Source organism: Ancylobacter novellus DSM 506 (genome assembly GCF_000092925.1).
Taxonomy (GTDB): Bacteria; Pseudomonadota; Alphaproteobacteria; order Rhizobiales; family Xanthobacteraceae; genus Ancylobacter; species Ancylobacter novellus.
The window spans coordinates 4,283,755-4,307,940 of sequence record NC_014217.1; the positions used below are offsets into that span (position 1 = coordinate 4,283,755).

The 24,186-nt window shown below is 68.7% G+C and carries 24 protein-coding genes; 10 read left to right on the forward strand and 14 right to left on the reverse strand.

Annotated elements, in window-relative coordinates:
- The first annotated feature begins 172 nt into the window (after positions 1-172).
- Positions 173-2,893: an HAD-IC family P-type ATPase gene (locus tag SNOV_RS20165; protein ID WP_013168822.1), complete on the forward strand. Its 2,721-nt coding sequence runs from the start codon at positions 173-175 to the stop codon at positions 2,891-2,893.
- A gap of 191 nt (positions 2,894-3,084) precedes the next feature.
- On the opposite strand, the gene SNOV_RS20170 is transcribed toward SNOV_RS20165, so the two are convergent.
- Both SNOV_RS20170 and SNOV_RS20175 read right to left on the reverse strand, forming a co-directional pair.
- Entirely contained in the window at positions 3,085-3,441 is a 357-nt protein-coding gene (locus SNOV_RS20170) for a winged helix-turn-helix domain-containing protein (protein ID WP_013168823.1), read from the reverse strand.
- A complete protein-coding gene (locus tag SNOV_RS20175) occupies positions 3,416-3,997 on the reverse strand; it encodes a DUF2478 domain-containing protein (RefSeq protein WP_013168824.1) in 582 nt (193 codons plus the stop codon). The genes SNOV_RS20170 and SNOV_RS20175 overlap by 26 nt, the downstream gene beginning before the upstream one ends.
- Positions 3,998-4,233: 236 nt before the next feature.
- Here SNOV_RS20175 and SNOV_RS20180 point away from each other — a divergent pair, with 236 nt between their 5' ends.
- A complete protein-coding gene (locus tag SNOV_RS20180) occupies positions 4,234-4,647 on the forward strand; it encodes a (R)-mandelonitrile lyase (RefSeq protein WP_013168825.1) in 414 nt (137 codons plus the stop codon).
- Between the two features lie 77 nt (positions 4,648-4,724).
- On the forward strand, positions 4,725-5,729 hold the full coding sequence (locus tag SNOV_RS20185; protein ID WP_013168826.1) for an aldo/keto reductase: 1,005 nt from the start codon (positions 4,725-4,727) through the stop codon (positions 5,727-5,729).
- A 22-nt stretch (positions 5,730-5,751) separates the two neighbouring features.
- Here SNOV_RS20185 and SNOV_RS20190 read toward each other — a convergent pair whose 3' ends face one another.
- The 10 genes from SNOV_RS20190 to SNOV_RS20235 form a co-directional block, all read right to left on the reverse strand.
- The gene (locus tag SNOV_RS20190; RefSeq protein ID WP_013168827.1) at positions 5,752-5,985 is read right to left on the reverse strand and encodes a BON domain-containing protein; all 234 of its coding nucleotides are present in this window, start codon (positions 5,983-5,985) and stop codon (positions 5,752-5,754) included.
- An 83-nt stretch (positions 5,986-6,068) separates the two neighbouring features.
- Positions 6,069-7,382: an aspartate aminotransferase family protein gene (locus SNOV_RS20195; protein WP_013168828.1), complete on the reverse strand. Its 1,314-nt coding sequence runs from the start codon at positions 7,380-7,382 to the stop codon at positions 6,069-6,071.
- Positions 7,379-8,404 (reverse strand): phosphotransferase enzyme family protein, encoded by a 1,026-nt coding sequence (locus SNOV_RS20200; protein WP_041782456.1) that lies wholly within the window; start codon positions 8,402-8,404, stop codon positions 7,379-7,381. The genes SNOV_RS20195 and SNOV_RS20200 overlap by 4 nt, the downstream gene beginning before the upstream one ends.
- Positions 8,405-8,414: 10 nt before the next feature.
- On the reverse strand, positions 8,415-9,128 hold the full coding sequence (locus SNOV_RS20205) for a cysteine hydrolase family protein (RefSeq protein ID WP_013168830.1): 714 nt from the start codon (positions 9,126-9,128) through the stop codon (positions 8,415-8,417).
- Positions 9,125-10,102, reverse strand: a complete 978-nt coding sequence (locus SNOV_RS20210; RefSeq protein ID WP_013168831.1) for a proline iminopeptidase-family hydrolase — start codon at positions 10,100-10,102, stop codon at positions 9,125-9,127. Before SNOV_RS20210 ends, SNOV_RS20205 begins: the two co-directional genes overlap by 4 nt.
- A 5-nt stretch (positions 10,103-10,107) precedes the next feature.
- Positions 10,108-10,917, reverse strand: a complete 810-nt coding sequence (locus tag SNOV_RS20215) for a DeoR/GlpR family DNA-binding transcription regulator (protein ID WP_013168832.1) — start codon at positions 10,915-10,917, stop codon at positions 10,108-10,110.
- 9 nt (positions 10,918-10,926) lie between these two features.
- A complete protein-coding gene (locus tag SNOV_RS20220) occupies positions 10,927-11,727 on the reverse strand; it encodes an ABC transporter permease (RefSeq protein ID WP_013168833.1) in 801 nt (266 codons plus the stop codon).
- Complete coding sequence (locus SNOV_RS20225; RefSeq protein WP_013168834.1) at positions 11,727-12,632, reverse strand: ABC transporter permease; 906 nt, start codon at positions 12,630-12,632, stop codon at positions 11,727-11,729. Before SNOV_RS20225 ends, SNOV_RS20220 begins: the two co-directional genes overlap by 1 nt.
- 3 nt (positions 12,633-12,635) lie before the next feature.
- Positions 12,636-13,757 (reverse strand): ABC transporter ATP-binding protein, encoded by a 1,122-nt coding sequence (locus SNOV_RS20230; RefSeq protein WP_013168835.1) that lies wholly within the window; start codon positions 13,755-13,757, stop codon positions 12,636-12,638.
- A gap of 218 nt (positions 13,758-13,975) precedes the next feature.
- Positions 13,976-15,130: an ABC transporter substrate-binding protein gene (locus SNOV_RS20235; RefSeq protein ID WP_013168836.1), complete on the reverse strand. Its 1,155-nt coding sequence runs from the start codon at positions 15,128-15,130 to the stop codon at positions 13,976-13,978.
- 257 nt (positions 15,131-15,387) lie between these two features.
- On the opposite strand from SNOV_RS20235, the gene fabG reads away from it, so the two are divergent.
- Positions 15,388-16,167, forward strand: a complete 780-nt coding sequence (gene fabG, locus SNOV_RS20240) for a 3-oxoacyl-ACP reductase FabG (protein ID WP_013168837.1) — start codon at positions 15,388-15,390, stop codon at positions 16,165-16,167.
- Positions 16,168-16,473: 306 nt separating this feature from the next.
- Entirely contained in the window at positions 16,474-17,577 is a 1,104-nt protein-coding gene (locus SNOV_RS20245; RefSeq protein WP_013168838.1) for an isocitrate/isopropylmalate dehydrogenase family protein, read from the forward strand.
- Positions 17,578-17,614: 37 nt separating this feature from the next.
- Here SNOV_RS20245 and SNOV_RS20250 read toward each other — a convergent pair whose 3' ends face one another.
- Positions 17,615-18,805, reverse strand: coding sequence for an alpha-hydroxy acid oxidase (locus SNOV_RS20250; RefSeq protein WP_013168839.1), 1,191 nt, complete (start codon positions 18,803-18,805; stop codon positions 17,615-17,617).
- Between the two features lie 233 nt (positions 18,806-19,038).
- Between SNOV_RS20250 and SNOV_RS20255 the strand changes: the two genes are divergently transcribed.
- Complete coding sequence (locus tag SNOV_RS20255) at positions 19,039-19,848, forward strand: FadR/GntR family transcriptional regulator (protein ID WP_013168840.1); 810 nt, start codon at positions 19,039-19,041, stop codon at positions 19,846-19,848.
- Between the two features lie 78 nt (positions 19,849-19,926).
- Complete coding sequence (locus tag SNOV_RS20260) at positions 19,927-20,925, forward strand: 2-hydroxyacid dehydrogenase (RefSeq protein ID WP_013168841.1); 999 nt, start codon at positions 19,927-19,929, stop codon at positions 20,923-20,925.
- Positions 20,926-20,943: 18 nt separating this feature from the next.
- On the opposite strand, the gene SNOV_RS20265 is transcribed toward SNOV_RS20260, so the two are convergent.
- Positions 20,944-21,726: a 2-keto-4-pentenoate hydratase gene (locus SNOV_RS20265; RefSeq protein WP_013168842.1), complete on the reverse strand. Its 783-nt coding sequence runs from the start codon at positions 21,724-21,726 to the stop codon at positions 20,944-20,946.
- Between the two features lie 117 nt (positions 21,727-21,843).
- On the opposite strand from SNOV_RS20265, the gene SNOV_RS20270 reads away from it, so the two are divergent.
- The 3 genes from SNOV_RS20270 to SNOV_RS20280 are packed head-to-tail and all read left to right on the forward strand — an operon-like array spanning position 21,844 to position 24,169.
- Positions 21,844-22,578, forward strand: coding sequence for a FadR/GntR family transcriptional regulator (locus tag SNOV_RS20270; protein ID WP_013168843.1), 735 nt, complete (start codon positions 21,844-21,846; stop codon positions 22,576-22,578).
- An 8-nt stretch (positions 22,579-22,586) separates the two neighbouring features.
- A complete protein-coding gene (locus tag SNOV_RS20275; protein WP_013168844.1) occupies positions 22,587-23,540 on the forward strand; it encodes a 2-dehydro-3-deoxygalactonokinase in 954 nt (317 codons plus the stop codon).
- A gap of 2 nt (positions 23,541-23,542) precedes the next feature.
- Positions 23,543-24,169 carry a 2-dehydro-3-deoxy-6-phosphogalactonate aldolase gene (locus SNOV_RS20280; protein WP_013168845.1) on the forward strand — a complete coding sequence of 209 codons (627 nt, stop codon included), beginning with the start codon at positions 23,543-23,545 and terminating at the stop codon, positions 24,167-24,169.
- The last annotated feature ends 17 nt before the right edge of the window (positions 24,170-24,186 follow it).

A 24,186-nucleotide genomic window follows, 5' to 3' on the forward strand; every position in this document is an offset into this window, starting at 1 on the left:
TCCGATGCCCGGGCTTGCCCCCGGGCAGCCCCACGGCCCTTTCTCCCCGGATGAGGTCCGGGGATGAGGACGCGCGGCCGTCCGCGAAGGGCAAGGTAGGAAAAATCCGGTAGGCACCTCTTTCTCGTGTCCTTACCCTGCGTTCGTCACGAGATGCGAGCGCCCCGGATCGATGAACACCGCCGCCGTCCCGCCCACGCTCGGTCCGAACGCCCCCTCTACGCCGTCGCCCGGCTGGCACGCGCTCCCGCATGAGGAGGTCGCCGGCCGGCTCGGCGTCTCCCCCGCCGGCCTCTCCGTCGAGGAGGCGCAGGCCCGCCTCGCCGAGCACGGGCCGAACGCGCTGCCCGAGCCGCCCGGCCGCCACCCGCTGCTGCGTTTCATCGCCCAGTTCAACAGCGCGCTGATCTATTTCCTGCTCGCCGGCGCGCTGGCGGCGCTGCTGCTCGGCCATCACGTCGATGCCGGCGTCATCGTCGCCGTGGTGCTCATCAACGCCATCGTCGGCTTCGTGCAGGAGGGCAAGGCCGAGCAGGCGCTGCGCGCCATCGGCGGCATGATCGCCCCGCACGCCAATGTGCTGCGCGGCAGCCAGCGGGTCAGCGTGCACGCCCGCGATCTCGTGCCCGGCGACATCGTGCTGCTGGAGCCGGGCGACCGCGTGCCCGCCGACACGCGGCTCATGCGCGCCCGCGGCATGCTGGTGGACGAGGCCATCCTCACCGGCGAATCCGTCGCATCAGCCAAGCGCGAGGAACCGGCGCCGGCCGAGGCCCCGCTCGGCGACCGCCATTCCATGGCCTTCTCCGGCACCACCATCGCCACCGGGCAGGGCGCCGGCATCGTCGTCTCCACCGGCGCGCGGACCGAGATCGGCCGCATCGGCAAGCTGATCGCCGAGGTCGAGCCGCTGGCGACGCCGCTGCTGCGCCAGGTCGACGCCTTCGCGCAGCGCTTCACCTGGCTCGCCATCGGCGGCGCGGTGGCGCTGTTCCTCTTCGCCGTGACGCTGCGCGGCTATAGCTGGACCGACGCGCTGATCGCGGTGGTCGCGCTGGCGGTCGGCGTGGTGCCGGAGGGCCTGCCGGCGGTCATCACCATCACGCTGGCGATCGGCGTCCGCCGCATGGCGCGGCGCAACGCGGTGATCCGCCGCCTGCCGGCGGTGGAGACGCTGGGTGCCACCTCGGTGATCTGCTCGGACAAGACCGGCACGCTCACCCGCAACGAGATGACCGCCCGCCGGCTGTTCATCCCCGAGGGCGCCGCGCCGGCGGAGATCGCGGTGTCCGGCACGGGCTACGTGCCGGAGGGCGAATTGAGCTGGCCGGAGCCCGGCGATCCGGCGCTGGCGGCCGGCAAGCTGCTGCACTGCGCGCTGCTGTGCAACGACGCGCATCTGAACGTCGATGGCGGCCATTGGCGGGTCGAGGGCGACCCGATGGAAGGCGCGCTGGTGGCGCTGGCGGTGAAGGCGGGCCTCAGCCCCGTCATCGAGCGCGGCGACTTCACGCGGCAGGACGAGATTCCCTTCGACGCCGCCTACCGCTTCATGGCGAGCCTGCATCGCCATCCCCAAGGCGGGGCGGTGATCTTCGTCAAGGGGGCGCCGGAGGCGGTGCTGGCCATGTGCGACACGCCCGGCGAGGGCTGGGACCCCGCGCTCGCCCGCACCGCGGCGGAGGGCGAGCGGGTGCTCGGCTTCGCCATGAAGCGGCTCGAAGACATGCCTGAGCGCCTTCGACTGGACGATGTCCGGGACGGCTTCGCCTTCCTCGGCCTCGTCGGCTTCATCGATCCGCCGCGCCCGGAGGCGCTGGCAGCGATCGCCGAGTGCCGCACCGCCGGCATAGGCGTGAAGATGATCACCGGCGACCACGGCGCCACCGCGCAGGCCATCGCCCGCCAGCTCGGCCTCGCCGAGGACCCGCAGGTCATCACCGGCGCCGACGTCGATGCCGTCTCGGACGAGGATCTCGTCGCCATCGCCCGCGACACCGCCGTGTTCGCCCGCACCAGCCCGGAGAACAAGCTGCGCATCGTGCGCGCGCTGCAATCCACCGGGCAGGTGGTGGCGATGACCGGCGACGGGGTGAACGACGCGCCCTCGCTCAAGCAGGCGGATGTCGGCATCGCCATGGGCCGCAAGGGCACGGAGGCCGCCAAGCAGGCCGCCGAGGTGGTGCTGCTCGACGACAATTTCGCCTCCATCGTCGCGGCGGTGAAGGAAGGGCGCACCGTCTACGACAATATCCGCAAGATGATCGCCTGGACCCTGCCGACCAATGGCGGCGAGGTGCTCTCGGTCATCGCCGCCATCGCCTTCGGCTCGATCATGCCGATGTCGCCGGCGCACATCCTCTGGATCAACCTTGCCACCAGCGTCACGCTCGGCCTCGCGCTCGCCTTCGAGCCGACCGAGCCCGGCGTCATGGACCGCCCGCCGCGCCCGGCCAAGGCCGGGCTGCTGTCGCGCTTCATGGTCTGGCGGATCGTCGTCGTCTCCGTGCTGTTCATGCTGGCGACCTTCGCCATGTTCGAACTGTCCATCGCGCGGGGGCAGGGCGTCGAGATGGCGCGCACTATCGTGGTCAACACGCTGGTGGTGCTGGAGATCTTCTATTTGTTCAACGTTCGCTTCATGCACATGACCTCGATCACCTGGCGCGGCGTGCTCGGCACGCCGGCGGTGCTGATGGCGCTGGCGGGCGTCACCCTCGGGCAGTTCGCCTTCACCTATCTGCCGGTGATGCAGGCGATCTTCGACACCCGGCCGGTCGCCTTGCTCGACGGGTTGATGATCGTCGGCGTCGGCGTGCTGCTGATGGTGGTGCTGGAGGTGGAGAAGGCGCTGCTCCGGCACCTCGGCGTGTTCACGTCGGAAGAGATGTGAGGCTGCTGAAGGCTCCCCCGAGGATGTCTATCTACCCAAGACGACGTCATCCTGAGGTGCTGGCCGAAGGCCAGCCTCGAAGGATGCTCGTTCGGGTGCACCGTGCCGACCATCCTTCGAGGCTCGCTGCGCTCGCACCTCAGGATGACGGTGTGACTTCAGGAAAAGCACAGCGGAACGAACTGCTCCCTTCACTCCACCGGCTGCGGCTTCCTTGCGGCGATCTTCTGCAGCGCCTCCAGATGCGGGCGGGCCGCGTTGGCGGCGCTGTGCTGGATCATGCGGTAGCGGGCGATCAGCTCCTCGCCGAGCGGGGTGAGCGTCGCCCCGCCGCCCTTGTGCCCGCCCGCCCGCGAGGCGACCACCGGCTGGCCGAAGATGTGGCCGAGCTCGTCCACGAGGTCCCAGGCGCGCCGATAGGACATGTCCATGGCGCGGCCGGCCGCGGAGATCGAGCCGGTGCGGGCGATGGCCTCCAGCAGCTCGATCTTGCCGGGGCCGATGCGGCCCTCCGGGTCGAGGTCAATGCGGATCGACAGCGAGGCCATGATGGGGTGACGCGTTCTCGTGTGCGGTTTCCGGGCGCGCGGGCGTCGCCGGCTCGGCGGCGGCGCGCCACCAGGCATCGACGATGTCGGCCTCCGGCGGGGCGAGGCGCGCCAGGCCGCCCTCGAACGCCGTCCAGCTCGCCATCGAGCTCGGCGCCACGGAGGTGAGCACGGGCACGTCGCGCTCCATGGCATGGCCGAAGGCGTCGATCAGCCCGCTGCGCGCCGCTTCCAGCTTGCCGAACTTCGCCAGCACCAGCACGTCGCAGCCCTCGGCCAGCGCGTTGATCGCGCTTTGGCAGGCGGCGGCGACGCCGGAACTGTCGAGATGGCAGGCGCTCGCATGGCGCCCGAGGTCCTGGCCGATCGGGTGCAGCGTGCCGGTGGCGAGGTCGAGCAGCGCCTGCCCGGCACAGCCGGGCCCGTCCGGGCCGGCGGCGACCTCGATCAGCCCGGCGACGCGCCAGCCCTCCGCCCGCCGCCGGGCGGCGAAGGCGGCGAGCGCGGCCTGTATCGCCTCGCGCGGCGCGCCCTGCAGGGCAAGAATTCGGCTCATCCGGCGCTTCCCTCCGGCCCCGTCCGCGACCACCGCGTCCCTGTGCCGACAGCGCCCTATATAGCCGTGCATAGCGCCGGTGCCCAATTCACGAAGCCGCAGGTTGCCACTGTGGCTTTCCGAAAGGCCCGGCTGACCGATGAAAATTACCCGATAATTGAACGCGGCCTTCTTGCCGGCGGGGATCGCCGAGGGGATGTTCAGCGCGGGCGCCCGACGTGCGAGGGAGGAACGGCATGGAGATTCTTCGGCACGGCAGCGAGCCGGCCGCGGGGCCGGCGGAGTATTTCACCGGCACGGTCGAGATCGCCTCCCGCTTCCAGCGCGCCGCGCCGGCCCGCGTGGGCGGCGCCATCGTGACCTTCGCCGCCGGCGCGCGCACCGCCTGGCACACCCATCCGCTCGGCCAGACGCTGATCGTCACCGCCGGCAACGGCTGGGTGCAGCGCGAGGGCGGGCCGATCGAGGAGATCGGGGTGGGCGACGTCGTCTGGTTCCCGCCCGGCCAGAAGCACTGGCACGGCGCCACCACGGATTCCGCCATGACCCATGTCGCCATCGCCGAGGCGCTGGACGGCCGGCAGGTCGACTGGCTCGAGCACGTCACCGACGCGCAATATCTCGGCCGCGCCACCGGCTCCGGCGGCTAGATTTTCCCATCATCGTCCCCTCGCTGCGGTTCGGCCGGACGGCCGTCGCCACGCGACTCCCAGGAGGAAAGATCGTCATGCAGACACGCGAACTCGGAAGAAGCGGCCTGAAGGTCTCCACGCTCGGCCTCGGCTGCATGGGGCTGAGCAGCGGCTACGGCCCGGCCGTCGACTGGCAGGCTGGCATCGGCCTGATCCGCGCCGCCTATGAGCGCGGCATCACCTTCTTCGACAGCGCCGAAGCCTATGGCCCCTATGTCAACGAGGAACTGGTCGGCGAGGCGCTGGCGCCGTTCCGCGACCAGGTGGTGATCGCCACCAAGTTCGGCTTCAAATGGGAGCCGGGCGACAAGCCCGGCAGCTACCAGCGCACCGGCCTCGACAGTCGGCCGGCGCATATCCGCGCGGTGGCGGAAGCGTCGCTGAAGCGGCTGAAGACCGACCGCATCGACCTGTTCTACCAGCACCGCGTCGACCCGCAGATTCCCATCGAGGACGTCGCCGGCACGGTGAAGGAGCTGATCGCCGAGGGCAAGGTGAAGCATTTCGGCCTGTCGGAAGCCGGCGTGAGCACCATCCGCCGCGCCCATGCGGTGCAGCCCGTCACGGCGCTGCAGAGCGAATATTCGCTGTGGTGGCGCGAGCCGGAGGACGAGATCTTCGGCGTGCTGGAGGAACTCGGCATCGGCTTCGTGCCGTTCAGCCCGCTCGGCCGCGGCTTCCTCACCGGCGCCATCAGCGCGTCCACCACCTTCGAGGCCGGCGACGTGCGCGCCGCGGTCCCGCGCTTCGCGCCGGAAGCGCGGGCGGCGAACCAGAGCCTCGTCGAGGTGGTGCGCGCCACGGCGGAGGCCAAGGGCGCGACGCCGGCGCAGGTCGCGCTCGCCTGGATTCTGGCGCAGAAGCCGTGGATCGTGCCGATCCCCGGCACCACCAAGGTCAGCCGGCTGGAGGAGAACATCGGCGCGGCCAGGCTCGTGCTCAGCCCGGCCGAACTCGCCGGCATCGACCGGGCGGTGTCGGCCATCGCCGTCGAGGGCGCGCGCTACAACGAGCAGATGCTGGGCATGATCGACCGCTGAATGGCGGCCGCCGAGCCTGGCCTCAATGCACGCGGTGGCCGCCGCAGCCGAGCCGTGGGTCGACCTTGACCAAGTTGACCACGATGAACCCCTCGGCGAGGTGGTTGACCGCGTCTTCCAGCGCGATCTGCTCGCCGCGCGAGGCGACCGTGCCGGTGAGGGTGATGATCCGCTTCTCGGTCGACAGCGCGATGTCGATCTCGCCGTCATTGCCGACCGCATTGGCCAGGCGCTCGTAGAGTTGCTGGTCCGGCATGGCAGCCTCCTCCGTTCGACGCGACAGCAAAGAACGGGGGGCGGCTTTCCGCATTGATCTGCCGCAAGCAGATGTGCGGCGGATCAGCCGAGCAGTTCCTCCATGGCGTCGACCAGCTGGTCGACATGATCGGTGGTGACGCAGAGCGGCGGGCGGATCTTCAGCACGTTGCCATAGCCGCCGGCGGCGCCGATGAGGATGCCGTGGCGGCGCAGGCCGTTGATCAGCCCCTTGGCGATCTCCGGCGCCGGGCCCTCCTCGGTGCCGAACTCGACGCCGATATAGAGGCCCGCCCCGCGCACGGCGGTGATCGGCGCGCGCGCGGCGAGCCGCTTCAGCCGGGCGGCGAGGTGCCGGCCGACATGGGCGGCATTGGCGATGAGGTCGTCCTCCTCTATCGCCTCCAGCACCGCGAGCGCGGCGGCGGTCGCCACCGGGCTGCCGGCGAAGGTGTTGAAATAGCCGAAATCGGCGCAGAAATCGGCGAGGATCTCCGGCCGCGTCACCACGCCGGCGATGGGGTAGCCATTGCCCATCGGCTTGCCCATGGTGACGATGTCCGGCTCGACGCCATGGCGCGAGAAGCCCCACATGCCCTCGCCGGTGCGCCCGAAGCCGGGCTGCACCTCGTCGGCGATGAACAGCCCGCCGGCCTTGCGCGCCACCTCCACCGCGGCTTTCAGGAAGCCGGGCGGGTCGGCATAGACGCCGTCCGAGGAGAAGATGGAATCGACCAGCAGCCCGGCGAAGCGGATGCCGTCCGCCTCCATGCCGGCGATGGCCGCCGCGACCGCATCGGCGAAGCCCTGCGCCACGTCGTTGCCGAACAGCGCCGGATCGGGCGGCGGCACCATGCGCACATGGCGGGGCGGGCCGCCCTGCTTGTAGGAGGAGGGCGAGACCTCGGTCACGGCGGAGGTGTTGCCGTGATAGGCGGTCTTGGTGACCACGAAGCCCTCGCCGCCGCTGGCCTTTTTCGCAAGGCGCAAGGCGAGGTCGTTGCTCTCGCTGCCCGTGCAGGTGAGCACGAGGTTGCTCAGGCTCGCCGGGTAGGTGGCGAGCAGCTTCTCGGCATAGTCATGGGCGACGTCGAACAGATAGCGCGAGTGGATGTTGAACTCGCCCATCTGCTTGCGCACCGCCTCCACCACCTTGGGGTGGCAGTGCCCGACGGTCGGGACGTTGTTGTAGAAGTCGAGATAGGCCCGCCCGTCCGAGGCGTGGATATGCGCGCCCTCGGCTCGCACGATCTTCAAGGGCTCGTCGTAGAACAGCACCGAGCCGGCGCCGAAGCTCTTCTTCCGCCGCTCGACCAGCGCGGCGATGTCCGGGGCGATGCCCGCGCTATTCCCTGCGAAGGCGTTGAGCGAGAGGATCTGTAGCTGCTGGCTCTTCATGATGCCGCCCTCTCGCTCTCAGCTGCGTCGGTGGTGGCGAGGAAGGCGCGGGCGAGTTCGACCGTGCCCTGCGTATAGTCCTCGCCCATCGCCTGCGCGGTCGGGGTTTCGGAATGCGAGGCGATCCAGGCGGTGAGCAGCATGCGCCGCAGCATGATGAAGACCGGCAATATCGCGCAGTCCTCGTCCGAGAGCGGCGCGACGGTGCGGTAGCCCTCGATCCACGCGGCCTGAAGCTCGGGGACATAGGGCTCGTGCTCGGCGAAGCTGATGGCGGCGGCGAAGTCGTAGAGGTACCAGGAGAAGCCGCAATCGTCGAAGTCGATCACCGAGAGGTTGTCGCCCTCGACGAGCAGATTGGCGACGCGCATGTCGGCATGGACGAGGCCGAAGCGTTCCTCGCCGGTGCCGTACTCCTCCAGCCGATCGCGCAGCAGCTCAGCCGTGCGCTCCAGCACCGCGCGGCCTTCCGCATCGAGGCCAAGTCCGGCGCGCCAGTCGCCCCAGAGCTGGACCTCGCCAAGCATGGCGTCATAGTCCCAGCGCTTGCGCACGAAGCCGTCCGGCGGCTGCCAGTTCTTGGCATGGGCGTGCAGGCGGGCATTGATGGCCCCTAACTCGCGATACCAGCGCGGCAGGTCCTCGCCCTCGGCAGGTTCCTTACCCGGCAGAAGACCGAAGGCGACGGCATGGCGGATGGTGCCGCCGTCGTCGAGGTCGGCGATGAGGCTGCCATCGGCCTGCAGCACGGGGGTGAGCGTCGCGATCACGCCGTCGCGGCCGAGCGCGGTCAGCCAGGCAAGCTCGGATTCGATCTCGGCGCGGCTGTGATAACCCGGCCGATGCACGCGGAAGACGACGTCGCGCCCGCTCGTCGGATCATGGGCGCGGAAGGTGGCGTTCTCGGAGATGGTGAGCAGCTTCAGCTCGGTCGCCTCCGACAGCCCCCAGCGCGGCAAGGCGGAGCGGAGCCCGCCTTCGAGCCGGATCAGAAAGGCGTCGTCATACATCGGTGTCGTCATTTGCGTCGCGTCATTGGGCCGGTTCGAGTTCGAGCTTCATCAGCGCCTTGAGGTCGGCGAGCCGCATCACGTTGCAGTAGATCATGTTGATGATCGCGAGCTCCTGCCGGTGCAGTTCGTCGGTCGCCGCCGCGCAGCAATCCTCCAGCACGACGACGTCGAAGCTCTCGTCGGCGAGGCTGCGCACGGTGGAGGAGACGCACTGGTCGGTGAAGATGCCGACGCAGATGACGGTGCGGATGCCGAGGTTCGACAGGATCAGGCGCAGATTGGTGCCGGTCAGCGCGCTGTCGGTGGTCTTGATGACGGTGATCTCGTCGCCTTCCGGCGCGAGCGCCGCGACCATCTGCGAGGCGTGCTCGTCCTTGGGAAGCAGCAGATTGTTGAAGCCGGGCTTCTTCTGGCTGAGCGAGCGGTCGCGCCCGTCCAGCGTCCGGCAGGCGATGCGGGCGAACAGCCGCTCGATCCCCTTGGCGCGGAACAGCGCGAGCAGCTCGGCGATGTTGGGGATCGCCGTCCCATGCGTGCGCTCATGGAACGGCGTCCAGCCGTCGTAATGCGCGCGCTCGGCCTCGGTCGCGAGCGAGGCCCGGTCGGGGCGCTCCAGATAGGTGTTCTGCACGTCGATGACGAGCAGCGCGGTGGTCGCCGGATCGAGCACGGGATCGTCCGGCTCCGGCGCCAGCGCGTAGTAGAAGGAGCGGTGTTCGGTCTTCCAGCTCATGAGGTGACTCCTGTCACCATGGGCGTGCCACCGCTGTCGCCGGCAAATGTCACCTTTGACGCCACCAGTGGCAGGATCGGTGACATTGCTAGGGCGTGGCGGGCGAGGAAGCCGGTGAGCGCGGCGTCATAGGCGGCGGGCTCCTCATAGAAAGGCATGTGGCTGGAATTCGGGAACACGATGAGTTCCGCCTGCTTCAGTCCCTGCTTCATCCGCAGCGCGCAGGCGGGGGTGATCTCGTCGTGCCGGCCGACGGTGATCAGCACCGGGCAGGTGATGCGGTTGAGGTCGGGGACGCGGTTCCAGTCCTTGAGATTGCCGATATAGAGGAACTCGTTCGGCCCCTGCATGGCCATGTAGGGCGCCATGTTCCAGTCATTGAGCGAGGCCATCAGCGGCGCCGGCCAGTGCTGCAATCGGCAGACATGGCGGTAGTTCAGAATAGTGATCGCTGCCTGATATTCGGGGTGGTCGTAGGTGCCGTCCGCCTCATGGGCGAGCAGCATCTCCACGGTCTCTGCACCCAGCGAGGCGCGCAGCCGGTGCATCTCGCTCATCAGGTGCGGCAGGTCGGCGGCGGTGTCCTCGAGAATGAGCGTCTTCAACGCTTCCGGATGGGTCAGCGCATACTCGATCGCCAGCCAGCCGCCCCAGGAGTGGCCGAGGAGATGCACCTTGCCGAGGCCCAGCGCCCGGCGCACCGTCTCGGTCTCGCGGACATAGCGGCCGATCTCCCAAAGCGTGGAATCATCGGGCTTGTCGGAGGCGCCGCAGCCGAGCTGGTCGAACGTGACCACCCGGTAGCCATGGTCCTTCAGGAAGGAATGCGCGTCGCGCAGGTAGTCGCAGGGCAGGCCGGGGCCGCCGTTCAAGAGGAACACGACCTCCTCGCCGGTGCCGTAGCTGTAGGCGACGACCTTGTGGCCGTCGACCTCGACCTCGATCCGCTCGTCGGCGGGAACCTGCTGCCACATCGCCGCTATTTCCCCGCCACGGTGATCTCGACCTGCGCCCGGCCCAAGGCCCGGCCCACCGCGCCCGCCGGCGGCCGGTCGGTGACGAGACGCTGTATGTCGGGGATGCGCGCCCAGATGGCGAGCGAGGGCACGTCGAACTTCGCGTGGTCGGAAACCACGATGGTCTCCGCCGCCCGGTTCATCATCGCCTTGTAGACGGCGGCGGAATCCGCCTCGGCATCGGCCAGCCCGTCGGTGGTGATGCCGGAGACGCTGAGCACGGCGCGGTTGACGTTGTAGTTCTGCAGGAACTCGATGGTCTCCACCCCGACCATCATGCCCTCGCGGGCATTGTAGCGGCCCGGGCACATGATGATGTCGATGGTCGGGTTGGCCGCCAGCACCGTCGCCACCGAGAAGGAATGGGTGATCACGGTGAGGTCGCGGCACTCGGCCGACATGCGGCGGGCGACATGGGTGGTGGTGGCGCCGGCGCCGATGGCGATGACCTCGCGCGGCTTGATGAACTTCACCGCGGCGGCGGCGATGGCCTCGCGCTCGGCCACCATCATGCGGTGGCGCTCGGTGACAGCCGGCTCCGCCGCGAAGGGCCTGACCGCGCCGCCATAGGTGCGGTTGATCAGCCCGCGTTCCTGCAATTCGAACAGGTCGCGGCGGATGGTCTCGGTGGAGACGTCGAGCTCCGCCGCAAGGTCGCCGACCCTCAGCGTGGCGGAAGCGCGCATCTCGGCGAGGATCCGCTCCTGCCTCCCCGCCTTGTCGAGGCGGGGGCGCCGGCGCTCCACGGTGCGGATGATGTCGTCACTGCTCATGCTATTCCCTCACGCCGCGGCCCGCCGCCGCACGAGCATTCCCACCAGCCCGCCGGCGAGCAGCAGTGCCGCCGCCCCTAGCGTCGCCATGGTGCCGAGCGCCGGGACCATGGGCGTATAGCCCGCGACCATCTTGGCATAGAGCCATTCGGGGATCGTACTGTCGGCGCCGGTCGTATAGAGCGAGAGCGGGAAGTTGCTCCAGGAGAGCAGGAAGGCGAACAGCATCCCCGACCAGATGCCCGGCCAGAGCAGCGGCAGCGTCACCTCGCGCAGCACCTGGATGCGCGAGCAGCCCAGATCGAAGGCGGCTTCCTCCAGCGAGGGATCGAAGCCATAGACCTGGATGGCGATCACCAGCGTCACGACGGGCACGATCCACACCATGTGGGCGAACACCGCCGTCGCCCAGCTGGTCTGGATGCCGACCGCGTTGAAGCCGAGCAGCATGGCGAGGCCGAGCACCGGCTGCGGGAAGAAGATCGGCAGCAGGATCAGCTTCTGGTAGAGCCGGCGGCCCTTCCAGTCATAGCGCGCGAAGGCCAGCGCACCGAAGGTGGCGATGACCACCGAGAACACCGTGACCAGCAGGGCGACGCTGATCGAGGTCTTCACGATCATGCCGATCTCGATGGAATCGACCGTCTTGCCCCACCAGTCGGTGGAGTACTGCTTCACCGGGAAGCCGAAATAGCGGCTCTTGTTGAAGCTCGCGAGCGCGCCGCAGGCGATGGGGAGATAGACCACGACGAGGACGAAGAGCGTCCAGCCCCATATGGCGGCGTCGCGGCGCTTGTGGGTGATGGCCATCAGCGCCTCCCCAGCATGCGGTCGAGGTCGAGCTTGGACAGCGCGAACAGCGTCAGCCCGCCGATGAAGGCGGTGACGACGACGGCAAGCGCCGAGCCGAGCGGCCAGTTCTGCGAATAGGTGAAGGCGATCTCGATGTCGTGCGAGATGACGATGATCGACTGGCCGCCGAGGATCTTCGCCTCCGCCGTGGCGCCGATGGCGAGCACGAAGGTGAGCAGCATGCCGATGAGGATGCCGGGCATGGCGAGCGGCAATTCGATCTCGCGCCAGATCAGCAGGCGCCCGGCGCCGAGATCGCGCGCGGCGTCGACGAGGTCGCGCGGCACGAGGGCGAGGCCCAGCGTCATCGGGAACAGCATGAAGGGCAGGTAGGTGTAGACCATGCCGAACAGCGTGATGCCGGGGGTGAACAGCACCTCCGGCCCGCCGGCAAGGCCCAGCCATTTCAGCGTGCCGTCGAGCACGCCGTTCTTGATGTAGAACAGCACCCAGCCATAGAGCCGGACGTTCTCCGACACGAAGAGCGGGAACACGAACAGCACGCTGATCAGCGGCGCCGCCCGGCCGAACACGACGTTGAGGCCGTAGGCGATGGGATAGGCGACGACCGCGAGTATGGCGACGGTCGACAGCGCGAAGCCGCAGGACCACAGGAAGGAGAGCCACACCGTGTTCGACGGGTCGAACAGGGTGGCGAAGTTCGCAAACGTGAAGGAACGGAACACGTCGAAGGAGCGCGGCGTCGCGAAGGCATAGCCGAGGATGGCGACGAGCGGGGCGGCGAAGCCGATGCCGAGCAGGAGGGCGACGGGCAGGGCGCAGCGCGCGCCGGCCGAGAGCATCCGCGCGTGGCGCAGCTCGGCGACGGTCCCGGGGGCGTGGGAGAGGGCGATGTCGGCCATCGCTCAGCTCTCAAGCGTGAAGGCGTCGGCGGCGTCCCAGCCGAGCGTCACATGCGGGTCGGCGCCGGGGGCGAGCGCGCGGGCGCGGGAGAGCTCGACCAGCATCACCTTCTCGCCGCCCTTCGCCTCGACGCGCACCTGGTACTGGATGCGCGAGCCGAGCGAGTATTCGTTGTAGACGGTGCCTTCGAGCCGGTTGTCGGCACTCTCGCCGGGGCCGAGGAAGCGCATGAATTCCGGGCGGACGACGACGAAGGCCTCGTCCGGCGCGGCGCCGTTTTGCGGCGGGGCCACATGGAAGCTGCCCGGCACGTCGACGCCGGACCAGAGGCCGTTCGGCCCGCGCTTCACCTTTATGGTGTTCACCTCGCCGACGAATTCGCAGACGAAGCGGTCGACCGGGGCGCCGTAGATCTCCTCGGGCGTTCCGACCTGCACCAGCCGGCCGGCGCGCATCACGCCGATGCGATCCGACATCACCATCGCCTCTTCCAGAGAATGGGTGATGTAGATGAAGGTCTTGCCGGTCTCGCGGTGGAGGTCCTTCAGCTCCTTCTCCAGCGTCTTCTTCAGCTTGTAGTCGATGGCCGAGAGCGGTTCGTCGAAGAACAGCACCTCCGGGTCGTAGGCGAGCGCACGGGCCAGCGCGACGCGCTGGCGCTCGCCGCCCGAGCACTTCATCACGTTCTTGTCGTGGTAGCTCTCCGGCAGGCGCACGATGCGCATCAATTCCAGCGCGCGCGCCTTGCGGGCGGCAGCATCGACGCCCTTCACCTTTAGCGGGAAGGCGATGTTCTCGCCGACGCTCTTGTGCGGGAACAGAGCCAGCGACTGGAAGACGAGGCAGGTCGGGCGCTTGTTCGGCGGCACGTCGTTGATCAGCTCGCCATGCAGCGTGATGTTGCCCTCGCTCGGCGTGTCCATGCCGGCGAGCATGCGCAGGAGCGTGGTCTTGCCCGAGCCGGAGGGGCCGACGATGGTGAGGAACTCGCCCTCGCGCACGTCGAGATCGATGTTCTCGACCGCCGCGAAGCTGCCGAAGGTCTTGCGCACCCCCACGAGCTGCAGGATGGGCTTGGGAGGCGCTTCCGCGAGGGCGGCTTCGGTCGGCGAGGTCTGGAGCATGTCGTCTTCCGTGATGCGCCGGCGGCGGGTGGTCGTCGCCGGTGGTGATGTCGAGGATGTCCGATCGTTCCGATCGGTCCCTCATCCCCGGGCTTGACCCGGGGACCCAGACTTTCCCGCCGACGCACGGCGTGGCCCCTGGGTGGCCGGGTCAAGCCCGGCCATGAGGGCAGGATGGGTGGAAGGACGCAGGCGCGATCCGCTTGCCAGTCTTGGCCTCACCCCCGCAGGCGCTTCGCCGCGTTCATGATGTCGAGCGCCTTGTCGTAGTCGGGCACGATGTCGTACTCGACCGAGCGGGCCATCTCCTCCTCCAGGCTGTCCCACTGGATGGCGTCGAGCTCCTCCTTGGTGAAGAGATCGAAGCAGGCCTTGTTGCCCATCTGCGCGACGGGGTTGAAGGTGCCCTCGGCGAACGCCACCGTGTGGGCGACATCCGGCGCCTGCACGTATTTCAGGAACTCCAGCGCCAGCGGCGACAGGTTCGGGTTGTTCACCGTCGAGGTGATCTCGATCCAGGCGATACCGCCCTTGCCGCCCGGCAGCGGGCCCTTCAGCGGGGTGATGCCGCGCAGCTCGGGATGGCCGTCGGCGCGGGCCGGCGAGACCGAATAGGTGCCGCCGGTCAGGTGCAGGTCGATCTCGCCGGAGATCAGCGCCTGGTTCATCGAGGCGATGTCGCCGATCAGCTTGGCGCCCTTGAAGACGCGCTTGGCGGTCTCGTCGAACTTCGCCAATTCCTCCGGCGTATGAACCTTGAACGGGTCGATGCCGGCGACGACGAAGATGTTGAAGACGTTCCAGTCGTCGGATTCGAGGATGCCGTACTTGCCGGCGAGCTTCGGGTCGTTGAACAGGTCCCAGCCCACCTCCTCGGCGGTCTTGCGGCTGACCTTGTCGGTGTTGACGACGAAGCTGTAGGGCCCGAAGCGCTGGGCCATGCCGATCAGGTCCTTGCCGTCGTCGCTCATCGCCCATTTGTAGGGCGGCTTGAAGCTCGGCAGCATCTTGTCGAAGAACGGCTCGAACTCGGCCTTGGGCAACGGCTTGATCAGCTTCTCGGGCAGCATCACCTTGCGCGCCCAAGGGTTATTCACATTGATCAGGTCCCAGGTGTTGGTCTCGCCGGCGCGCAGTCGGTTGATCATGGTGGGATCGTTAGTGAGGCTCTCGGCCTTCACCGTGGCGCCGGTCTTGGAGCGGAACGGGTCGAGCACCTGGGCGGAGTTGTAGCCCTCCCAGCACAGGATGTTCAGCTCCTTCTCGCGCGCGGCGAACGCCTTGTTGGCGCCCAGCAGCGGACCGGCGGCGGCGAGCGCGCCGAGCCCCGTGCCCATGCCCTTCAGCAGCGACCTTCTGGATATTCCGGCCATCTCGAAGTCCCTCTGGATTGTTGGCGCGGATGGTTTGCCGCCGCGCGTTCGATGCCGCACCGGGAGCGATCCGATGTGGTTCTTATGTTGGACTGTGTGTGATCCTAAACATTCTGTTTTGGGCTTTACAACACCAATTTTGCAGCGCAACGTGATGAAAAGGCAGGCAGCCCAAATCGACGGCATCCGTGCCGGCGCGGTGGTGCGCTGACCTGCCAAATCATTGATCAGCCAGAAAAATCGGGAACAGCCTGAACATGTTTACGTCGCTCGCGGGAAAGACCGTCATCGTCACTGGCGCCAGCAAGGGCATCGGGCGCGGCATCGCGCTGCGCTTCGGAGAGGTGGGGTTGAACGTGCTGGTGGTCAGCCGCTCTCTCGCCGAAGCCGAGAAGGTGGCGCGCGAGATCGGGCCGAACGCGTCGGGGCTCGCCGCCGACGTGACGAGCGAGGAGGAAACGCAGGCGATGGCGCAGGTGGCGCTCGACCGCTACGGCTCCATCGACGTGCTCTGCGCCAATGCCGGCATCTTCCCCGCCGCCAAGCTCGGCGCGATGACCGCGGCCGATTTCGACCTCGTCATGAACACCAACCTGAAGGGCACCTTCCTGTCCGTCTCTGCCGTGCTGCCGGCGATGAAGGCGCAGAGGAAGGGCCGCATCGTGCTGACCTCCTCCATCACCGGGCCGATCACCGGCTTTCCCGGCTGGACGCATTACGGCGCGTCGAAGGCCGGCCAGCTCGGCTTCATGCGCACGGCGGCGATCGAGCTGGCGCCGTGGAACATCACCGTCAACGCGGTGATGCCCGGCAACATCCTGACCGAAGGTATGGAGGGGATGGGCGAGGCCTATATCGCGTCGACCGCCGCCAGCGTGCCGATGAAGAAGCTCGGCAGCGTGTTCGACATCGCCAATGCGGCTCTGTTCTTCGCCTCCGAGGAGGCGGCCTACATCACCGGCCAGGGCATGGTGATCGACGGCGGCCAGGTGCTCCCCGAGTCGCCCATGGCGCTCGACGAGATGGGCGCGGCCTGACGGGAGGCCGGCCGGCGCGCGTTCCGGCGCGGAACCGGCGAAATCGAGACCCAATTTCCTTCGGCGGATCGACACGCATCGTCCCCGCGGCCGAGCACCTCGGCCGCGTCCGGGACCGCACGCGCTGCGAAGTCGATTTACAAACTCATATCATAATACTAAATCGGCATGAGCCCTTCGACGTCCCACCGCCGGACCGGAGGGAAGGGCCTGCCGCCGCTCGTGCCGAGGCGCCGCCGCGTCGTCCGGCGAGCCGTCCCCGGCTGGCCGAATGCAGAAGGCGGCAGGAAGCCCGAGGAGACGCGCATGCAGACCTACGAGATCGCCGTGATTCATGGCGACGGCATCGGCCCGGAAGTGTGCCAATCGGCGACCGACGTGATCGAGGCGGCGCTGGGCAATGGCAAGGTCCTCGAATTCACCGAATACCCGGCCGGCGCCGCGCATTTCCTCAAGACCGGCGACGGCGCGCCCAAGGCCACCATGGATGCCTGCCGCAAGGCCGATGCGATCCTGCACGGCGCCGCCGGCCTGCCGGGCGTCGTCCATCCCGACGGCACGGAAGCGGGCGTCGACATCGGCCTCGGCCTGCGCGTCCAGCTCGACCTCTACGCCAATGTCCGCCCGATCAGGCTGCGCGAGGGCATCGTCTCGCCGCTGCGCGGGCGCGAGGTCGGCCAGATCGACTACACCATTATCCGCGAGGACAGCGAGGGCATGTATGCCAGCCGCGGCGCCGGCGCGGTGGTGCGCGAGGAGATGGCGGTCGACATGCTGATCGTCACCCGCAAGGGTATCGAGCGCGTCGTGCGCGCCGCCTTCGAGCTCGCCCGCAAGACCGGCGGCGCCCCGCGCGACGGCAAGAAGCGCGTCACCTGCTGCGACAAGGCCAATGTGCTGCGCAGCCTCGCCTTCTTCCGCCGCGTCTTCGACGAGGTCGGTGAGCAGTATCCCGACGTCGAGCGCGACTATTCCTATGTCGACGCCATGACCGTGCACCTCGTCGAGCGGCCGGACTTCTACAATGTGATCGTCGCCGAGAACCTGTTCGGCGACATCATCTCCGACCTCGGCGCCGTCACCGTCGGCGGCATGGGCATGTCGCCCACCGCCGAGCTCGGCGACCATCACGGCTTCTTCCAGGCCGCGCACGGCTCCGCGCCGACCATCGCCGGGCAGGGCATCGCCAACCCCTACGGCACCATCCTCGCCGGCGCGATGATGCTGCACTGGCTCGCCGAGCGGCATGACGATCCCACGCTCGCCGAGGCTGGCCGCCGCATCGAGGAGGCCAGCGCCCGCGCGCTCGCCGGCGGCGTGAAGACCCGCGACATCGGCGGCAAGGCGATGACCAGGGACGTGACCGCCGCCGTCATCGGCGAACTCGGCTCGTCGCTGAAGGTCGCCTGATCCCGCTTCGTCCGCCGGGCCGGCGCTTCGAGGCTTCTCAGCCCTCGAAGCGGGCGCGGCCGTTGCCGAACTGGATCACCGGAGGGGGCACCACGAAGCTCTCGTCGAGATTGGCGATGTCGGGGCAGCCGATCTGCGCGAGGTTGAGGTCGATCTCGCGGCGCAGGATCGACACCAGACGTTGCGCCCCCAGCCGCCCGAAGGCGGCGACACTGTAGAGCGCGGCGCGGCCGAGCAGGCAGATGTCCACGCCCATCGCCATCGCCATCAGCATGTCGGTGCCGCGGCGGAAGCCGCTGTCCATGATGATGGTCTGCTCCGGCGCCGCCGCGCGGATGGCGGGGAGCACCTCGAGCGGGGCGGGGGCGCTGTCGAGCTGGCGCCCGCCATGGTTGGAGACATAGAGCCCGTTGGCGCCGAGCTCGGCCGCCTGGCGGGCGTCGTCGGGATGCAGCACGCCCTTGATGACGAGATTGCCCGGCCAGATCTTGCGCATGTGCTCGAAGTCCCGCCAGGTCTGGTCGGGTGTCGGGAGCTGCGTGCCGAAGAAGTCCGCCACCTCGTCCGGGGTGGCGTTCGGCGGCGCATAGGCTTTGAAGCTGCCCATCAGCGGCATGCCGCCGCTGCACACATAGTCCCAGGTCCAGCGCGGATGGGTCAGGCCGTCGAAGACCAGCGAGGCGGTCTTGCGCAGCGGGCGCGAGAAGCCGTTGCGCATGTTGCGCTCGCGGTTCGGCGCCACCGGCACGTCGGCGGTGATCACCAGCGTCTCGACGCCGCAATCCTTCGCCCGGCCGATGAGCGAGTCGGCGATTGCGCGGTCGCGCGTGGTGTAGAGCTGGAACCACAGATTGCCGCGCGCGAGCCGGGTGGCCTCCTCCACCGTGTTGTTGCCGGCGGTCGACAGCAGGAAGGGCAGGTTGGCCTCGCCCGCGGTCTCGGCCAGGAGCCCCTCCGCGCCGGGGCGCCAGAGGTCCGGCGTGCCAGTCGGGCAGAAGCCGAAGGGGCTGTCATAGGTCCTGCCGAAGACGGTGGTCTTCTGGCTGCGCTGGGACACGTCGACGAAATAGCGCGGCAGCAGGCGGCACTGGCTGAAGATGCGCTCGTTGCGGGCGATGCCGTGCTCGCCCTCGACGCCACCCTCGATGAAGTCGAACACCACGCGCGGCAGCCGGCGCTTCGCTGCCTTGCGCATGTCCTCGGCGGTGATCATCCTCTCGATCTTCATATGTCGACACTCAATGCGCTATACGGCTGCTTTCTGCCGAAATTATCGTCGATAGAACATAATAAAGTCGACAGATAATATCGTCCCAAACCATTGACATCTAGAAACTAGATGTCAATGGTTTGGGATCAAAAATGCGATCCGCACCGTTCGACGCCGCGATTGAGCGTCCTCGCGCGAAGGGTATAAAGGTCCGTCGAGTGCCGGATGCCGGCGAAGGAAACGGAGCAAGGATGGAAGGCGAGAGCGCGGACCGGCCGCGAAACGAGCGCAGGCGCGGGGCGGTTCCCCTTGCGCCGCTGCGGCTGCCGAGCCGCGGGCAGGCGCGCGGCGCCACCGAGGAGGTCATCGCCCGCATCAACGCGATGATCAGCGACAAGGTGCTCTCGCCCGGCGACCGGCTGCCGGCCGAGATCAGCTTCGCCCGCCAGCTCGGCGTGCCGCGCTCGGCGGTGTCGCGCGCCTATGCCAAGCTGGAGGCCTACGGCCTGATCCGCACCGTGCCGCAGAGCGGCACCTATCTCGCCGGCATCGAGAGCGATGCGCTCGGCGCGCTGATGTACAACGTGATGAACGCCAACTTCATCACGGTCGAGGCCGATGACATTGAGCACCTCTACCGCTTCCGCGCCTTCCTCGAGGAATCGGCCGCCCTGCCGCTGGTCCGCACCGCCACCGACGAGGATCTGCGCGCGCTCGCCGAGACGCAGGAATGGGTCAGGACCAAGATCCTGGAGCAGAACGGTACCATCGAGGACGACCTGCTGTTCCACCTGAAGATCGCCGAACTGAGCGGGCGGCCCTTCTTCAAGTCGATCCAGCTCTTCATCGCCGTGCCCATGGTCAACGTGTTCCGCCCGATCGAGAACAGCCGCCGCACCGAGGAGATGAACGAGCGCTGGCGAAACTCGATGCGCGAGCATGACGAGATCGTCGCTGCCCTCATGGCGCGCGACGAGGACCGTGTCCGTCAGGCCATCTGGACGCATTGCCGGAACTCGGTCGATTTCCGCTCCAACATGCTGAGGCACGGCGCCCCCTAGAAATGCGCGCCGCGCGGGCATTGGGCCGATGCGCGTGCCTTCGCTTTGAAACCTTTCATTGCCCGCCGAGGACGCGCCGTGAGTGCTGAACATCCCGCCCGCCGAGACGTCACCATCCTTGTGCCCGGCACCACGCTGCATCCGCACGCGGTGGCGCGCATCGACGGCGCGTTCCGCCTCGTGCGCATCGAGCGGGCCGACCCGGCGCTGATCACGCCGCAGCTCGCCGGGCAGGTGCAGGGCGTCGCCGCGGCGTCGACCACGCTCGACGCCGCCTTCATCGACGCGCTGCCGAAGCTGGAGATCATCGGCTATTTCGGCATGGGCTATGAATCGGTCGATGCCGCCCACGCGGCGAGCCGCGGCGTCATGGTCACCAACACGCCGGACGTGATGAACGAGGAGGTGGCCGACGTCGCCGTCGGCCTGCTGCTCTCCTGCGTGCGCGAATTCGCCAAGGCCGAGCAGTGGCTTCGCGACGGCAGCTGGAAGAGCAAGGGCAGCTATCCGCTGAGCGCGGCGACGCTGCGCGGGCGCTCCATCGGCATTTACGGCATGGGCCGCATCGGCACCGCCATCGCCCGCCGGCTGGAGGCCTTCGGCGTCACGATCGGCTACCACAACCGCTCGCGCAACGATTCCGTGCCCTACCGCTACTACCCGACGCTGCTCGACTTGGCCGCCTCGGTCGACACGCTGATCAGCGTCGCCCCGGGCGGGCCTTCGACCGAGAAGGCGATCAATGCCGAGGTGCTGGCGGCGCTCGGGCCGGAGGGCGTGGTGGTCAATGTCGGGCGCGGCAGCACCATCGACGAGGCGGCGCTGGCCGAGGCGCTGACCCGCGGCATCATCCGCGGCGCGGCGCTCGACGTCTTCGCCGACGAGCCCAACGTGCCGCAGGCGCTGCTCGACGCGCCGAACACGGTGCTGCTGCCGCACATCGCCTCGGCCTCCCGCCGCACAAGGCAGGCGGTGGCGGATTTGTGCGTCGACAACCTCGTCTCCTGGTTCGACGACGGCCGCCCGCTCACCTCGGTGCGCGAATGCGCCGGCCTTCCCACGCGGGCGTCCCGCTGAGAGCCACCGGCGGCCGCCTCAATCGGCGAGGGTCAGCGCGCCGAAGCCCTCAGTGGCGATGGTGACCGAGGCCGCGGGCAGCGACACGGGCGTCGGCTGCACCAGCGAGCCGGCGAGCACGATGTCGCCGGCGGCGAGGGCAAGGCCGTGCGAAGCGAGCTTGCCGACCAGCCAGCGCAAGGCTTCGAACGGGCGCAGCGCGTCGGCGGTGCTGCCATGCACGACCTTGCCGTCGATCTCGATGAAGCCCGGCACGTCGCGCTCCAGCCGCGTCTCCCAGTCCGCGACCGGCGGGCCGAGCACGAAGGCGGAATGGAAGAAGTCGTCGGTGAGGATGGTGGGGATGCCGACATCGAGCGGCGCGCCGTAGCGGTTGTCGATGACCTCGCAGGCGAGATGGCCCGAGGCGATGGCGGCGCGCAGCCCCTCGTCCGACAGATCGCTGGTTCCGGTGAGCGGCCGGCCCATGACGAAGGCGATCTCGCATTCGAGCGAGGGCGCGACGAAGGGCAAAGCGAGCGCCTCGCGCAGAGTCGGCTTCCGCGTCAGGTCGTAGATGCCGGCATAGGCGGGCTCGGTGAGGCCGAGCGCGCGCTGGCCCTCGGTAGCGATGGAGGCGATCTTCCAGCCGACGCGGTTGACGCCGCCGCGTTCGAGCGCGGCATGGATTTGCTGCTGCAGCCGATAGGCCGCTTCGATGTCCTTGGGGCGCCGCGCGTCGGAAAAGCGGTGCCAGTCGGGGCGGCGCCTGCGCATCTCGGCAAGCGCGGTCACATCGTCTGCGGGAAGGCTGGGCGACATCATCCGGTCCGTTTCAGGAGAGGGCGCAAGGGCGGGTAGTTCATTCGCGCCGTGCCGCGAGGGGCAGCATCGGTGCCCTCGGCTTGACACCGGCGAGCAGTAACTCAGTATGATATTATGAATAGAGTTTCACCCGTCGTTCAGCGCTCCCTCAAACGGAATCTGCGCGAGCAGGTCGTCGACGAGATCGGCAACGAGATCGTTTCCGGCCGGCTGAAGCCGGGGGATTTCCTGCCGAGCGAGGATGTGCTGCTCGGCCGCTACGACGTCAGCCGGACGGTTCTGCGCGAGGCGCTGAACGTGCTTGCCGGCAAGGGCATTCTCGACGCGCGGCCCAAGCGCGGCACAAGGGTGCGCCCGCGCTACGAGTGGAGCCAGCTCGACCCGGTGGTGCTCGGCTGGCAGGGGAACGCGCAGCCCGACGCCGCGGCGGAGGACGGGCGCGATGCGCTGATGGAAGTGCGCCGCATCGTCGAGCCGGGTGCCGCGGCGCTCGCCGCCCAGCGCGGCACGGACGCGGATTTCGAGGCCATCAGGGACGCCTATGCCGCCATGGAGCAGGCCGGCGATTCGGCCGAGGCCTTCATGGAGGCGGACCTCGCCTTCCACACCGCCTGCCTCTTCGCGGCCAAGAACGACCTGCTGGCGCCGGTCGCGCATGCCATACGCTCGGAGATGATGGCGTCGCTGCGCATCACCAACCGTGATCCCGAGGCCAACCGCACCATCGCGCTGCCCCTGCACAAGGCGATCCTCGACGCCATACTGGCGCATGATCCCGAAGCCGCGGCCGCGGCGATGAAGCGCCACCTCGACGACACCGAGCAGCGCCGCTCAGCCGCGCGGAGCTGAACCTCGCCATGATGCACCCTTCCGACATCGCGGATTCCGGCGAGGTCATCGCCATCGACTGGGGCACGTCCTCGCTCAGGGCGGCGCTGATGGCGCCGGACGGCGCGGTGCGCGAGCGCATCGCCTCGCCCGACGGCATCATGTTCGCCAATGGCCGCCGCTTCGAGGACATCTTCCGCGCGCTGTTCGGCGAGTGGATCGCGCGCCATCCCGGCGCCACCATCCTCGCCTCCGGCATGATCGGCAGCCGACAGGGCTGGGTCGAGGCGCCCTATGCCGCTTGTCCTGCCGGCTTCGAGGATCTGGCGCGCGGCCTCGTCTTCGCCGAGGTCGAGGGGCTGGCGAAGGTCGGCTTCGTGCCGGGCCTCAGCATCGAGCATGACGACGGCGTGCCCGACGTCATGCGCGGCGAGGAGACCCAGGTCTTCGGCGCGCTCGCCTCGCTCGGGGTGAGCGAGGGCGTCTTCGTGCTGCCGGGCACCCATTCCAAATGGGTGCGGGTGGAAGGCGGGCGCATCATCGGCTTCCGCACCTTCATGACCGGCGAGATGTTCGACCTGCTGCGCCGGCACTCCATCCTCGGCCGGCTGATGCCGGAAGGCGCGCCGAAAGGCGGCGAGCCGGGAGAGGCGTTCGACCTCGGCTGCGAGCTCTCGGGCAGCGGAACCCTGCTGCACCACCTCTTCTCCGTGCGCAGCCGCGGCCTGCTCGGCAAGACGGCACCGGAGCAACTGGCCGACTACATGTCCGGCCTCATCATCGGCGAGGAGGTCCGCGAAGCCAGGACCTTCTTCACAGAAGCGCCGTCGCCGGTCTATCTGGTCGGGCGCGGCGACCTCGCCAGCCTCTACCGGCGGGCGCTGGCGCATTACGACCTGCAATCGGCCGCGCTCGACGACGGCGTGACCTTTGCGGGCCTGTTCGCGCTGGCGCGCACGCATCGTGCACAGATGAAGGTGTGAGAATGGATTTCCGGGCGCAGCTCGCCGCCTTCCCGCTGATCGCCATATTGCGCGGGGTGAAGCCCGACGAGATCGTCGGCGTCGGCGACGCGCTGGTCGAGGCGGGCTTCCGCATCATCGAGGTGCCGCTGAACTCGCCCGAGCCGCTCAAGAGCATCGGCACGCTGGCGAGCCGGCATCCCGGCGTGCTGGTCGGCGCCGGCACCGTGCTCGACCCGGCGGATGTGGACCGCATCCGCGACGTCGGCGGCGCACTCATCGTCATGCCGCATGCCGACATCGAGGTGATCGGCCGGGCGAAGCAGCTGGGCCTCGCCTGCACGCCCGGCGCGGCGACGCCGACGGAAGCCTTCGCCGCGCTCAAGGCCGGTGCCGACGCGGTGAAGCTATTCCCCGCCGAGATGTTGCCGCCGGCCATCGTGAAGGCATGGCGCGCGGTGTTCCCGGCCGAGGTGCCGCTGATGCCGGTCGGCGGGGTGAAGCCGGAGACCATGCCGGCCTATTGGCAGGCCGGTGCCCGCGGCTTCGGCCTCGGCTCGGCGCTCTACCAGCCCGGCATGAGCGGAGCCGAGGTGAGCATCACCTCCGCCGCGTTCGCCCGGGCGGTGAAGGAACTGCCCGGGCGCTGAGTGTGGAGAAAGGCTGG

What these genes read in the sequence shown, in the direction of transcription:
- SNOV_RS20230 (WP_013168835.1), bottom strand. Translation starts at nt 13,757, where the DNA reads ATGCTCCAGACCTCGCCGACCGAAGCCGCCCTCGCGGAAGCGCCTCCC.
- SNOV_RS20205 (WP_013168830.1), bottom strand. Translation starts at nt 9,128, where the DNA reads ATGAGCTGGAAGACCGAACACCGCTCCTTCTACTACGCGCTGGCGCCG.
- fabG (WP_013168837.1), top strand. Translation starts at nt 15,388, where the DNA reads ATGTTTACGTCGCTCGCGGGAAAGACCGTCATCGTCACTGGCGCCAGC.
- SNOV_RS20265 (WP_013168842.1), bottom strand. Translation starts at nt 21,726, where the DNA reads ATGTCGCCCAGCCTTCCCGCAGACGATGTGACCGCGCTTGCCGAGATG.
- SNOV_RS20245 (WP_013168838.1), top strand. Translation starts at nt 16,474, where the DNA reads ATGCAGACCTACGAGATCGCCGTGATTCATGGCGACGGCATCGGCCCG.
- SNOV_RS20165 (WP_013168822.1), top strand. Translation starts at nt 173, where the DNA reads ATGAACACCGCCGCCGTCCCGCCCACGCTCGGTCCGAACGCCCCCTCT.
- SNOV_RS20250 (WP_013168839.1), bottom strand. Translation starts at nt 18,805, where the DNA reads ATGAAGATCGAGAGGATGATCACCGCCGAGGACATGCGCAAGGCAGCG.
- SNOV_RS20215 (WP_013168832.1), bottom strand. Translation starts at nt 10,917, where the DNA reads ATGAGCAGTGACGACATCATCCGCACCGTGGAGCGCCGGCGCCCCCGC.
- SNOV_RS20225 (WP_013168834.1), bottom strand. Translation starts at nt 12,632, where the DNA reads ATGGCCGACATCGCCCTCTCCCACGCCCCCGGGACCGTCGCCGAGCTG.
- SNOV_RS20275 (WP_013168844.1), top strand. Translation starts at nt 22,587, where the DNA reads ATGATGCACCCTTCCGACATCGCGGATTCCGGCGAGGTCATCGCCATC.
- SNOV_RS20200 (WP_041782456.1), bottom strand. Translation starts at nt 8,404, where the DNA reads ATGACGACACCGATGTATGACGACGCCTTTCTGATCCGGCTCGAAGGC.
- SNOV_RS20280 (WP_013168845.1), top strand. Translation starts at nt 23,543, where the DNA reads ATGGATTTCCGGGCGCAGCTCGCCGCCTTCCCGCTGATCGCCATATTG.
- SNOV_RS20195 (WP_013168828.1), bottom strand. Translation starts at nt 7,382, where the DNA reads ATGAAGAGCCAGCAGCTACAGATCCTCTCGCTCAACGCCTTCGCAGGG.
- SNOV_RS20185 (WP_013168826.1), top strand. Translation starts at nt 4,725, where the DNA reads ATGCAGACACGCGAACTCGGAAGAAGCGGCCTGAAGGTCTCCACGCTC.
- SNOV_RS20190 (WP_013168827.1), bottom strand. Translation starts at nt 5,985, where the DNA reads ATGCCGGACCAGCAACTCTACGAGCGCCTGGCCAATGCGGTCGGCAAT.
- SNOV_RS20170 (WP_013168823.1), bottom strand. Translation starts at nt 3,441, where the DNA reads ATGGCCTCGCTGTCGATCCGCATTGACCTCGACCCGGAGGGCCGCATC.
- SNOV_RS20175 (WP_013168824.1), bottom strand. Translation starts at nt 3,997, where the DNA reads ATGAGCCGAATTCTTGCCCTGCAGGGCGCGCCGCGCGAGGCGATACAG.
- SNOV_RS20235 (WP_013168836.1), bottom strand. Translation starts at nt 15,130, where the DNA reads ATGGCCGGAATATCCAGAAGGTCGCTGCTGAAGGGCATGGGCACGGGG.
- SNOV_RS20220 (WP_013168833.1), bottom strand. Translation starts at nt 11,727, where the DNA reads ATGGCCATCACCCACAAGCGCCGCGACGCCGCCATATGGGGCTGGACG.
- SNOV_RS20255 (WP_013168840.1), top strand. Translation starts at nt 19,039, where the DNA reads ATGGAAGGCGAGAGCGCGGACCGGCCGCGAAACGAGCGCAGGCGCGGG.
- SNOV_RS20210 (WP_013168831.1), bottom strand. Translation starts at nt 10,102, where the DNA reads ATGTGGCAGCAGGTTCCCGCCGACGAGCGGATCGAGGTCGAGGTCGAC.
- SNOV_RS20270 (WP_013168843.1), top strand. Translation starts at nt 21,844, where the DNA reads ATGAATAGAGTTTCACCCGTCGTTCAGCGCTCCCTCAAACGGAATCTG.
- SNOV_RS20180 (WP_013168825.1), top strand. Translation starts at nt 4,234, where the DNA reads ATGGAGATTCTTCGGCACGGCAGCGAGCCGGCCGCGGGGCCGGCGGAG.